Raw genomic sequence first — 11951 nt, 5'->3', positions numbered from 1 at the left:
GCCCTCCAGGGCGGGCAGGCCGTAGGCCACACCCTCGAACCAGCTGGCCCGGTAGGCGTGACGCCACAGGGCCTGGAACACGATGCCGGTGACGAGGAGCGCCGACACGAATGCGGCGGTGACAGGTAGTCGCCGCGCGGCCGTCACGACCAATCCGCCCGCCCGGGCCAACGGGGACGGTGGGGTGGGCGCGGCGGGTTCGTCGGTGCTTTCGGCGACCTTGTCGGTGCTCACGGGTTCCTTCCGGGAGGGTGAGAGGTGCTCGCCGGCTGGGGCCGGTCCTGGACTTACTTTATGCGGGACGATGCGCCACAGGCATCCCGCCGCCTGGTGTCGGTTGCTTTTCGTCCGCGCTGGCGTGCGGGTGCCCACAGGTACAGGATCAGTCGAGGAATGGAATTGGTGCGCACGGCCTTTTCGCCGACACTCAGAATGCGACTACTTCGTCGCCGACGCGCAACTGGTCAAAGAACTGGGCCGCCGCCTTCTGTCCTAAGTGGATGCACCCGTGTGAAGGCTCATCGAGTCGACCTTCGTGGAATGCCATGCCACTGGTGGTGAAGTAGGTGGAGAAGGGCATCGGCGAGTCGAAGATTCGGCTGTGGTCGTGGCGGACGTGACGCAGGACTCGGTGGGAACCGAGCGTGGTCTCGTACCCCGGTTTCCCTGTGGTGATCGGCACTGGACCATAGGTAATGCGACTGTCAGTTTGTAGCCAGGCTCGCTTTCCGCTGACATCGATACAGGCTCTGGCGGTGGGCGGGCATTCGGGCTGAGGGGGCATCGAGGTGTCGAATGGTCCGCCTGGCCCGAACCCTGAGAGCGTCTCTTGTGTCTTATGATGCACGTCAGCTACAGCAAGTGGGCCGCCGGCCAGTACATCGCGGGCTACAAGGTCAGTATCGGTCAGGTTTGCAGGCTGGCCTTGCTCCAGAAGGGCTTGCTGAGCAGCAGTTCGGACCATCGCCGCATCCACATCGGCAGGTTTTGGCCGTTCTGATTGGACGGGCGCCGTCGCGATGCGCTCCGATATCACAGCAGGCTCTGTGGGGCCGATGGTGCTATTTCCATTGCTGACAACAGAGCAAGCTACGGCTCCCCCTAGGAGTGCTGCGGCGCACAGAAGAGCGAGTCGAGTTTGCCCTCTGGGGAGGGCTCCGAAGGGTTGTCGCGTCGGGAAGGGCATCGAGAACACGCGTCCTTTCGATTCACATGAGCGGCAAATCGTTGGAGGGGGTTTGGAGGCTGATCTCTCCGCGGCAGACGCCCCACCGGCGTCCATCTACCACGGAGTACCAAGCGTCTGCGATGACGATCTCGTTGCCGCCCCTCTCGATCGATGGTCGCGCGACAAGCGCAGATCGATACAGCCCGTTCCCGACTGAGGAATGGCGAGAGAGCAAGGGCTCCCGGGCCACGTCGAATGACAAGCCCTCCTGCGAGGTGGCGAAAAACAGGTCGCCTCCCTCATTTGAGGTGCTGTCGGCGATGACCATCCAGAATTGCGAGCCGACGTGGCACACGTCGATATGCCACGGCAATCGTCCGTCAGGAAGGTTGATGTCGCAGTTCGTGGGGGCACCCCACGGGCCACAGGGATTGCCAGACTCACGACGCTGCACAACCTTGCGGTTTCCGTGTCGGACAAATTTGACGGTGTACATGACCCATTGTGTGCCCGAGCGGCATACGGTGGGCGACAGAATGCGCTCTTGGTGTTGCGGTAAGCGGAGCGCATGATCGAACTCTGACCATTGAGATCCGTCGCTGCTAGTGGCGTGCAGAATGGTGTCATAACCGTCATTGGTGCGCCGGTACCAGAGGTGGAGAGCAGCGCCATCGAACGCCAAATGGGCATCCGAGTTATGCGCCCTGCCCGGGGGCTTGGGTGCGACCGGATTAGTTGCTCCAGCTGGAATCTCCCAGGTGGCACCATCGTGGGAGGCATAGATGCAAGGATTCTCGATGGAGTCGTCGACCCCGTCATAAGGCGTGCCGGCCATCCAGTATGAATAGCCCGAGATTCCTTGTGGGATGAACACCACGCTGGGGTGAGTCATTAGTCCGGTTCCGCAAGGCGTGAGGAACTTGAGAAGCTGGCCGCCATGAGTGCCGACACATCTGTCCGGGACGGCCACGAATGAGTCACTCGCTGCAGTATTCCTGCTCTCTACCTCTGACTGTCCTTTGAGCGAAGTTGGCATTATGAGCTCTTTGCAAGGCTCGGACACGCAGAGAAACCAGGCCAGTCCGACTCGACCCAGTGTGTCACTTCTGAGACTGGGGAGTTGAGGGCGTCGGGCCGGTGGAACAGCTTTGTGTAGGCAATCTTGAGAAGTGGGCGAGGTAGCTTCCGGAAGAGTTGACGTGCTGCGTAGTTCAAAACCGCTCGTGGCGCGGATATTAACCCGAGACCGACGAGATTGCGTTGCATCTGTCTCTCGGACGCGGAGAACCGCTTGTCGGTGCGCCTGTCATACATGGTCTCCTGCGCATGGACGAGGACCAATGCCTGATCGATGCTGTGAAGCAGATACCCGTTAGCGATCAGGCGAGCGAACAAGTCGTAGTCTTCCATGAAATGGAGGTCTCGAACATTGCCGACCGCCAGTACGGCGTCGCGATCAAAAATCGTACTCTGATTGTTGAGAGGGCTGTTCAGTCGGGCGTACTTGGCTATCGCAACGTGCGCACTGGGTAGTCGTCGTACTCGAACAATATTGGTCGGATCTCCAACGAACTCCAGCATTGCGCCGCCGACGGCGGCGTAGCGTCCCTCGACCACCGCGGGCCATTGTTTCGCGAACCGGTCCGGCATCATGATGTCGTCAGCGTCATGACGTGCCACCCATCGATGTTGAGCTTGCTCGAAGGCGGAGCGCATCGCCGCAGAAACCCCTTGGTTAGTTTCGAGTGCGATGACACTGAGCCGTCCATCAGATCGCTTCTGATTGTTCAAGAACTCTGATATTTCGCTCTGTACGGGGCCATCTAATACTACGAGTATTTCTCCCGGCGGGAGCGTCTGAAATTCGATACTTCGATATGCTCTTGTGAATTCTTCCGGAGAAACACCGATATAGACAGGTAGAACGCAGGTTAAAGGGATCATCTTCTCTCAGTTCGTTGTGGGTATAACCAAGCACTGCGACGGTTCGCACAACTTGCGGCGGCGAAGTCGGGGCAGCCGGAGCTTCCTCGCTGTGGGTCGAGGCGTTCGGTGTGGATCACGTACGTTGCCTATTCCTCGCGCAGGGCAGCCGGATCTGGTTGCCCTACCTGACCCTCTACTTGTAGGACGCTCCGGTGCTTAGTGTTTCTGAGCCAACCCTTACCGGGGACTTACGTCCGAGGACGGTACCGCTGCCAGTTCGCGGTTGCAGTCCGACGGGCAACGATCTGCCCTTGCCGGGCCATCAAGTCCTGGCGAGCACCCCTTGACTTGAACGGCGGCGGGTTCGTTCGTGCTGGTAGGGGGCGCTAGAAAGCCCTGTCACAAGCGGAGCTTGTGGTGGCTACGGATCCTCTTGTAGTGCGGGCGCGGGGGCGTTTTCTGGCCTGGGCCTGACTGTCAGCTTCTAGCATGGGCACAGGGTCTGTAGAGAGCCTGGGAAGTGAGGACTATACAAATGTAGAAAGGACCGTCGTTGCTTGACCTGCGCAAGCTCGAGTATCTAGTCGCTGTAGCTGAAGAAGGATCTCTCACTGCTGCCGCCCAGCGTCTTCACCTATCGCAGCAAGCCTTGTCCGGCTCGATGCGCGCACTAGAGCGAGAGGTTGGGGTCGAGCTCTTCTCCAGGCGTGGAGGCGGGGTCAAGATGCTGCCGGCCGGGCAGGCATTGATTGAAGACGCATCCGTCCTGCATGGCCTCGCGAATGCGGCGGTGCTTCGGGCTCGTCGAGCGGCAACCAATTCCCTGGCGACGCTTCAGATCGGCCATACGCCAGCCATCACTGTGCTCGAGGTGATGCAGCTGATTCATCGCGTTCGGAAAGTGATCCCTGATCTATCTACAAACGTCAATCAGCGGTATCCAGGTGAGCTTGAGAGCGGGGTACTCAATGGAGAGATCGACGTGGGTCTGTGTCGCGGTATGAAGCCCAGGCTCGGCGTGACCCGTTCAACTTTGGGGTCGCACCGCCTTCGAGTCGCCGTCTCCTCCGAGCATCACCTGGCTACGAGGGAATCTATTCAGCTTAGTGAACTGGCAGCAGAATCCATCACGGTTTGGGGCCATCCCGGGCAGTCTGGCTACACAGACCATCTTATCCAAGTGTGCAGAGAAGCGGGCTTCAGCCCGCATGTACGCCGCAACCCGATTCAAGGCACCCCGCCAGTCACCGCAGTGATCGGAACATCAGGTGTCGCCTTCGTGACTGAGCCGCCTGGGATTGCTGCTGGTGGTCTTGTCCGCGTTCTTGAGTTGACGCCCCCCATCCACGTCCCGTTGTTCGCAATTTGCGCTCAACACATCAAGTCCGCGGCACGTGACGAGTTTTTCCAGGCCGCATCTCAGGGCGCGCCGCTACAGGGCTCTGACTGAAGAATCTGCCAGCTGTGAACGGCTGGCGACTAGAAACTAGCGCTACCTTCTCGGGTCGACAGATATGAGGACCAAGTGAACACGAAACATAGATTGCTGATCTCAGTCGGAGCTCTGCTGCCGCTCGTCGCAGCCGGCTGCGGATCGAAGCACGAGGAATCGTCGGGATCGCACACGGCATCGTCTTCGCACGTAGTCTCATCCCGCGCGTCGGAGCCGCCGCCTCGGATGCCGATCGGTGACGTGGACTGCGGAGTTTTGCACGACAGTAACGGGGCAGTCGCGCACGTCATCGCGTTCGCAAACGGTTCAGGTCGCGCGGGTTGCACTGATGCGCTCACGGTCGCCCACGACTACCTCGGCGGGGCAACAGGGCAGAGGCCTACGACTGTTGATGGCTGGCACTGTCAGCCTCAACCCGATGCGACGATCCCGCACGTGTGCTCCGCATCGGGACTGGTCATCGGATTGCGCGGACAGGCGGCTCCAACATCGCCACCACCGCCAGCCCCCGCCCCGGTCCACACGTTGCACCCTGATGTGCAACCAAAGGTCGCAGGGCCTGAGCACGTTCACCCCGCGCCCCCGCCTCCTGCAGCGCACGTCGCGGGGGAAGAGACGACTAATTGTGGTCCCGTCAAGGACGCAGGTGGGAACCTGCGAGGGGTTGTGGCAATGGGTACGCAAGTTGGACGCGTGGGCTGTACGGAAGCGATCAACATTGCCGCCGAGTACGCAACAACTATTGGCACATCCGACAACATGACGGTGAGTGGCTGGCGATGCCGGCCGCACTCGGAGGGCAGCATTTCTCAAGTCTGTGAGAAGGAAGGGCTGAAGATCGGTCTTCAGAACGCCTAGTGTCGCGCTTCTGAAGTCGGTTTAGGGTTCGGTTTCGCGAGGACGTCCTCGGCGCTTTTCGTCCAGCCTAAGGGACGGGGTCGCCATCCGGCTCCCCGAGCGGTCGTCCGTTCGCCATAGTTCCCCTACCGGTGTTGAGGCCAGATTTCATCGGACACGCTTCGAGGTCACGGAATGCACCTAACGGCTCTGTTGCTCGTCGCGGCCGCGGTCGCCGCCGTATGGTCGCTCTTCGCCACTCGCCTGGCCCACTGGCGCGTCGCTCCCGCGCTGGTTCTGGCAATCGCCGGTGCGGCCACCGCGCAAGTGTCCAGAGTGGAACTCTCCACCGCGCTCGCGTTGCCCACCACCGAACGCATAGTCGAGATGGTCCTTGCCCTCTTGTTATTCGTCGACGCGACTGAGGTCAAAGGCGGACTGCTCGGGCACGACCGACGCGGGGCCCTCAGACTACTCCTGATTGGGCTTCCGCTGTCCCTCGCCGCGGCCACGGCACTCGGCGCTTTCCTGTTCCCAGGGGGCGGGCTGGCGATTCTCGTACTCCTCGCCTGCGCCGTTATGCCCACGGACCTGTCTGCCAACGGGTCGCTGTTCCGAAACCGTGCTGTGCCCCGGCGGGTCGGCCGACTGTTGAATGTCGAGAGCGGCTACAACGACGGCATAGTGGCGCCGATCTTCGTCTGTGCGCTCGTACTCATCGAGCAAACATCGGGCGAGCGGGAGTTCTGGGACGCGGTGGGCGAGGGGATCTACTCTACCGCGGTCGCCATCGGCATCGGTGGGGCGATCGGGTTCGTGGCAGCATTCGCCGCAAACCGAGCCCTGGCGCGCTCGCTGACATCCACACGGGCGTTGGGGATCACCGTCATCATGGTCGCCTTGTTGGCATACGGGGGCGCGGTCCTTCTCGAAGGTAACGGGTTTGTCGCGGCATTCGTCTGCGGCATCACATATCGCGCGGCCCGCACGGTGCAGGAGCTCGGTGGCTCCGAGCTGGAGTTCGTGGAGGACGTCAAGCTTTTGTGCAACGTTGTGATGTGGTTCGGCTTCGGACTGTTGATCGACTACCTGTTGGACCTCGGCTGGGCGGGGTGGCCGGTAATCATCTTCGCGCTCGCCGCAGTTACTGTCCTGCGCGCCGGCCCAGTCATGCTGGCGCTCACCGGTCGCTCCTACACGCGGCGCGAGAAGACACTGATCGCATTTCTCGGTCCGCGAGGCACGGCCTCGATCGTGTTCGGCCTGCTCGCCTGGATAAAGATCCCTGACTACTTACTTGACGAGGCCTCGCTCGCGCTGCTCGCTGTGGCCTGGACCGTGGTGCTGAGCTTGGTCGTCTACTCGATTGCGGCGATCACGCTCGGTCGACAACGCAACAGAACAGGGGCTGACGTTGAGCACTGACATTGATACGCCGGAAGGCGCATCTTCGATATGGCGACGCGTCGCCGTATCAGGGGCGGGTGGCAAAGTGCTCGCCGTGCTTTTTCTCGTGGGAGCAGCCATGTCGCTGGTCGGGCTTTCCGACATGGCTGATGTGGGAGTTGCAGGCAGTGCGATTGCACTTGCCGCCGCTGCCTTTCAGGCAGCTCTTCTCTACCTCGTGGCCCGCTTCGCGTTTCCGCCGAGAGCGCTGACGCGAGACGAGATCGTCTGGATGTTGCTCTGGGGTGCGCTCGCGGCAACCGGTCTCGCCGGAGCCCTTAATAGTCTCGGGCCGGGCGCTGCAATGGCGCCGTTCGTTGAAGAATTGATCAAGCTGGTCGGCGTCGTAGCCGTTCTTGTGATCGGCGCCCGAACGCCGCTCCGGGGGCTCGCGCTCGGGTTTACGGCAGGCGCGGGGTTCGAGGTGTTCGAAAACCTGCAGTACGCGATCTCACCGAGCGACGGTGATTCCGGGGTTGCCCAAGAACTCACCACCATCGTCTCACGAATGCTCGTGGGATTCGGTTTCCACGCCTTCACCGTGGCGATAACCGGCGCAGTAGCCGGATACGTCCTCTGCCGATTCAACACATTGCTGCGATACGAATTCGCAGTCGCCCTGGTCGGCGCGGTCGCTGTTCATGCTGTGTGGGATCTGGCCCCATCACTGGAGACCGTCGGCTACGTGCTGATGACGATCGACTACGTCCTGCTCGTAGCTCTCTTCGTCGTCACCGTTCGGCGAATCCGACGCACAATGGCCTGATTCCGAGCTACATTAGCCCGCGTGAATCACCGGGGCTAGGTGTGCTGCCCACGCAGACCGCGTACACAACCTGCGTGGGCAGTACAGCTAGGGGAGGTGGACAAAGTCGACATTCTCGACGCGAAGTTGTTCCACTGCGCGTCGCGTGCCAGCGGCGGTTCCGTGCCCTGGCTGGTTCATATGGGCGAGCACGATCGCGCCGTCCTCGGCGGCGAGGATGTTGGCAGCAACTGTCGACGCTTCGGCAGTCGCCCCGGCGTCAGCGTTCACGGCGAACCCCGCGATCCTCACCGCTAGACGGTGCGCGAGTTCCACAGCGATGTCGTCGTAGTGCGCCGTGCCTGATCGAAACCAGCTGCTCTCCACGCCGAAGGCGTTGCGGAGAAAGTCCTTGTTGGACTCGATCTCGAGGGTGGCTTCCGCGGCGTCCCGGGTTCCGGTTACTCCGTAGGCGGATCTGCCCGTTACCGAGAGCGGTCGGTGGAGGGTGCCGTGGTTCTCGATCTGAAACAGGGGATCGTCGACGAGGAACGCTGTTTCGATCGGGTGAGCTCGTATCCATCGTTCGTTGAGGAAGAGTGTGGCCGGCACCGCATACTCCTGCAGCACTGCGATGAGTTCGGTGTCGTAGCCGCTGCCGGTGCTGCCGCCACATGCATCGAAAGTGAGCGCTATTGACCGCCGGCTATATGTCGTGTCGACGTGCGTTGTCACGCCGGGCATGTGGGTGCCCCAGATTTGCGGTGTGCGATCGATTGAGGGAACGGGCTCGGATGAACCTATGTCCGGGGGTGGCTTCGGCATCGGCGAAGACGGACTTGCCGGTGACCTCGGGAGCGGCTCGGACATCTGAGATCGCTCACATGCGGTAAGAGCGGTCGAGGCACCGACTGCAGCGAACGTCAGGAACGTCCTCCGGGCCAGGGGCGTTGCAGGGGGCATGAAGGCGATCCCTTTCTTTGCGGCGGGGTTGCTGGCAAGGCCCGCCGGATGGTGGACCGTGTCCGACGCGCGGGTTAGCGGCGTTCGTGTTGGGGCCGTCGGGGACGAGCGCGGGATGGGCTGACCGTTGATCGATTGCCTGCGAGGTCGCTGATCGGCCGTGGAGTGGTCGCCGCGATCAAGATCCGGGTCATGGCGGCTGACGTCAGCTCTCGAGCGTTATTGGTGCGGCAGGGTGCCGCCTGCATTGAGGTCGCGCAGCGTAGCCGGCACCAAGCCTCGGGACTTCAGACCGTCCAGGATTCCTGGAACTGCGTCGATCGTTGATGGGTGGATGTCGTGTAGCAGCACGACTGATCCGGGGCGCACTGCGGACAGGGTGTTCTGAACGACGGAGGCGCGGTGGCGGTGGAACCAGTCGCGGGGGTCAACATCCCAGGTCGTCAGTGCGAGCCCGTCTGTTGGTGTCACTCCTGGAATCCAGTTTCCGCCCGGCGGGCGGATGTGTTCCGGATGTCGGCCAGTTGCTCTGACGATCTCGTCATTGGTCCGTCTGATCTGATCAACTACAGCGTCGTGGGTCAGATGCGTCAGGTTCGGGTGATCCCAGGTGTGGTTTTCTACCCCCATGCCGAGATGCACCATTCGGTGCAGTAGATCCTCATTTCCCGCGATCCTGTGGCCGAGCACGAAGAACGTCGCTGGCGTGCGGCGTTCCTCCAGTAGGTCGAGTAGGCGTGAGGTGGTCACCCTGTCCGGCCCGTCGTCGAAAGTCAGCGCCACGCAGTGGACAGTTCTGCAGTCGGGTCGAGGGACGGCTTCTGCTGGCGGGGCCGGCAAGGTGGTACTCAACGCTGAATTCGGCGGGCTGGCGTGCGTCGACGCGGTTGTCGGCTTCGGGAATAAAATCCAGCCGCTCGCGGCGGCGCCGGATGCAACGATGACGCCGATCAATGCAGTGGCCAGCAGCTGGCCCGGGTGAGCACGGTAGCGATGTTTCGCGCTCAATGTCGACACCACCGTGGCTCATAAAGGGCGCTGACTGATGAGCCGCTGAAGCGTTGAACCATTCTCTTCAAGTGCTCACTAATGGAACCTGAAAACACAAAAGAAAACTATCAGACAACGTGACTGATCGAATATTCGAAGGTCGCGTCAGAGGGGCCTATGGCGGAGCCTTCGCATTCTGTTTGTGCAGGTAGGACCTCGTTTCTTTAGGATCCTGTCCGGGCCACAAGAATAAGTTGTGGGAACACAATAGAATCGAGTAGATATATCGTCCGTGCCGCGTCTCAGTCGTGATAACGCACTTTGGCCTGTGGTCGAGTAGAAACGTTCATTGGCAGCATGCATTCACAATCGGTGTAGATGTTTAGTGAATTGATCCGCTACGGTGATTCGCGTGGAATCGAATATCAAACATCGCATTGCTGGAATGGTGGCGCTGCCGGCAGTAGCTGTACTCGTGACCGGCGGCTGCGCCACAGCTGGTGGGCCAGCTCAGCCGTCTTCGTCGCCCGGCCCGTCTACCGCTGCAGCGGAGGTGACAAACGAGGCGTTTGTCGAACGCGCTGAACCGCTGGTCAAGCGCGTTTCATACCCCACCAGAGGGCAGGGCGATCCCGCACAGAACTGGGGCGATCTCTACCTCCCAGCTGGGCAGCACGCCGCGGGGTCGGTGCCAATGGTGGTGCTCATCCACGGTGGCTCGTGGGAGTCTCAACTTGGCGCCGAGGTGCTGAGCTCGTACGCCCGTGATCTCGTCGACCGAGGAATGGCGGTCTACAACATCGAGTACCGACGCGTCGGGTCTGGTGGTGGCTGGCCGACCACATTCCATGATGTTGCCGATGCCCTGGACCATGTGGTCGAGCTCAATGAACAGCACCCTGAGTTCACGATCGACGACGAGCTCGTGGTCGGACACAGCGCGGGCGCGCAGCTGGCTATGTGGGCCGGTACTCGACACGCCTTGAACGACGATGAGGTGGGGAACAGCCCTAAATTCCGTCCTACGCGCGTGGTCTCATTGGCCGGGCCACTGGACATGCGATACGCCGCCACACACGGCGATAGTCGCATCGTCACTGTCCTGGGCGGCCCACCAGAGCAGGTCCCTGACCGGTATAGATCCGTAGATCCGATCCAGAACATCGACCCGAACGTACCGGTTGTGGCAATTCACGGCACCGCGGACACGATGGTCGCGCCCGCGAACTCAGAGCGCTACATCACGGCGGTCAAACAGTCCGGCGGGATCGGTGGGCTGACGCTGGCCGAAGGTGAGGACCACGTTTCAGTGGTGAGTGACGATTCGCCCTGGTACGCCCGCATCCTCGACATCATCACGGCGACGTCGGACAAGTCCGTCGACGAGCTCCGCGCCACGCACTCCAACTAGATGGGCCAGGGCCGGGGCATCCAGTTCGGCCCAGCATGTCACCACACTTCTCGATAGAAACCAGGAGGGTTTCGAAGCATGTCGCAAACACCCACCCGTTATTCAGACACCGCCACGTTCGTATCGATGATCGTCTGGATCGCATCGGCCCTGCTGGCCATTATCGGAGGGCTCCTCCTTGCTGTGGGTGGCGGTCTCGCAGAGTTCTCTGGGATTTACACGCTCGAGGACGAGCCCACCGCCGTTCTCGCGGTCACCGGGATCATTGTCGTGATTCTGAACGCTGTCGTGATCGCGCTGGCCGTCAGAATGCGCCGTGGTGGCCAGGCGGCGCGGGTCATCCTCACAGTGGTGGGGATCGCCACGCTGCTGAGCCTGTGGGTCGGTGCCAGTCAAGGAACGGTCCCGTTGCTTCACACTGTTGTCACTGGTGCCGCGGTTCTTCTCATGTGGTTTCCCGGCAACGAGAAGCGCTCGCAGTCTCAGGGCAACTGACGCCGATTCCGAGGCCCGCAACCCGGGGGGTCACAACACCAGCACGCGCCCGCACACGACCAGATGCACCTCGTGGCACTGCGCGGCCACGGTCTGGTTGAGCGCACCGAGCAGGTCGCGGAAGACGCCGCCGGCGCGGTGGGCGGGCACCACGCCGGAACCGACCTCGTTGGTCACCAGCACCACGTCGTCGTGGCCGGCCAGCGCCTCGCACAGCTCCGTGACCCGGGCGTCCACGGCCGGTCGCGCCTCGTCGACCGGGGCGTCCCACAACTCGAGCCGGTCGACGCACCCGGTCAGCCAGGTGCCCAGGCAGTCGACCAGCACGGGACCGCGGGTCTCGCGGAGCGCCGCGGCGACGTCCGCGGTCTCGAGCGTGTGCCACTCGGCGGGTCGGTGGGCGCGGTGGTGCCGGACGCGGGCGGCCCAGTCGGGGTCGTCGACCTCGTCGGCGAGACGGCCGGGGGCGATGAACGTGACCGGGGCGGGGGCGTGGCCAGGGGCGCCCGGGTGCGGC

The 11951-nt window shown here is 62.1% G+C and carries 11 protein-coding genes and 1 pseudogene; 5 read left to right on the top strand and 7 right to left on the bottom strand.

What is annotated here, in order from left to right; translation table 11 throughout:
* From ACWIE7_RS17710 to ACWIE7_RS17695, 4 genes and pseudogenes are all read right to left on the bottom strand, one after another.
* A pseudogene (locus ACWIE7_RS17710) lies at positions 1-234 on the bottom strand (bifunctional lysylphosphatidylglycerol flippase/synthetase MprF); the annotation flags it as partial.
* A gap of 193 nt (positions 235-427) precedes the next feature.
* A complete protein-coding gene (locus ACWIE7_RS17705; protein WP_454070128.1) occupies positions 428-1036 on the bottom strand; it encodes a L,D-transpeptidase in 609 nt (202 codons plus the stop codon).
* Between the two features lie 172 nt (positions 1037-1208).
* A complete protein-coding gene (locus tag ACWIE7_RS17700; protein WP_454070127.1) occupies positions 1209-2003 on the bottom strand; it encodes a hypothetical protein in 795 nt (264 codons plus the stop codon).
* 200 nt (positions 2004-2203) lie between these two features.
* The gene (locus ACWIE7_RS17695) at positions 2204-3112 is read right to left on the bottom strand and encodes a glycosyltransferase (RefSeq protein WP_452098103.1); all 909 of its coding nucleotides are present in this window, start codon (positions 3110-3112) and stop codon (positions 2204-2206) included.
* 535 nt (positions 3113-3647) lie between these two features.
* On the opposite strand from ACWIE7_RS17695, the gene ACWIE7_RS17690 reads away from it, so the two are divergent.
* From ACWIE7_RS17690 to ACWIE7_RS17680, 3 genes are all read left to right on the top strand, one after another.
* Positions 3648-4544 carry a LysR substrate-binding domain-containing protein gene (locus ACWIE7_RS17690; RefSeq protein ID WP_452098102.1) on the top strand — a complete coding sequence of 299 codons (897 nt, stop codon included), beginning with the start codon at positions 3648-3650 and terminating at the stop codon, positions 4542-4544.
* A 1035-nt stretch (positions 4545-5579) separates the two neighbouring features.
* Complete coding sequence (locus ACWIE7_RS17685) at positions 5580-6809, top strand: cation:proton antiporter domain-containing protein (RefSeq protein ID WP_454070126.1); 1230 nt, start codon at positions 5580-5582, stop codon at positions 6807-6809.
* Entirely contained in the window at positions 6799-7596 is a 798-nt protein-coding gene (locus ACWIE7_RS17680) for a PrsW family glutamic-type intramembrane protease (RefSeq protein ID WP_452098100.1), read from the top strand. Before ACWIE7_RS17685 ends, ACWIE7_RS17680 begins: the two co-directional genes overlap by 11 nt.
* An 87-nt stretch (positions 7597-7683) precedes the next feature.
* Here ACWIE7_RS17680 and ACWIE7_RS17675 read toward each other — a convergent pair whose 3' ends face one another.
* Together ACWIE7_RS17675 and ACWIE7_RS17670 are read right to left on the bottom strand one after the other, a co-directional pair.
* The gene (locus ACWIE7_RS17675; RefSeq protein ID WP_452098099.1) at positions 7684-8319 is read right to left on the bottom strand and encodes a polysaccharide deacetylase family protein; all 636 of its coding nucleotides are present in this window, start codon (positions 8317-8319) and stop codon (positions 7684-7686) included.
* 438 nt (positions 8320-8757) lie between these two features.
* The gene (locus ACWIE7_RS17670) at positions 8758-9321 is read right to left on the bottom strand and encodes a polysaccharide deacetylase family protein (RefSeq protein ID WP_454070125.1); all 564 of its coding nucleotides are present in this window, start codon (positions 9319-9321) and stop codon (positions 8758-8760) included.
* A 652-nt stretch (positions 9322-9973) separates the two neighbouring features.
* Here ACWIE7_RS17670 and ACWIE7_RS17665 point away from each other — a divergent pair.
* On the top strand, positions 9974-10939 hold the full coding sequence (locus ACWIE7_RS17665; RefSeq protein ID WP_454070129.1) for an alpha/beta hydrolase family protein: 966 nt from the start codon (positions 9974-9976) through the stop codon (positions 10937-10939).
* 78 nt (positions 10940-11017) lie between these two features.
* A complete protein-coding gene (locus tag ACWIE7_RS17660) occupies positions 11018-11434 on the top strand; it encodes a hypothetical protein (protein WP_452098097.1) in 417 nt (138 codons plus the stop codon).
* A gap of 30 nt (positions 11435-11464) precedes the next feature.
* Here the strand turns inward: ACWIE7_RS17660 and ACWIE7_RS17655 are convergent.
* The coding region (locus tag ACWIE7_RS17655; protein WP_454070124.1) for a bifunctional adenosylcobinamide kinase/adenosylcobinamide-phosphate guanylyltransferase at positions 11465-11951 on the bottom strand (487 nt) is incomplete at its 5' end.

The organism is Dietzia sp. NPDC055343 (genome assembly GCF_053645265.1).
Note: the sequence above shows the minus strand (reverse complement) of the source record. Positions and strands in the feature narration are given on the sequence as shown.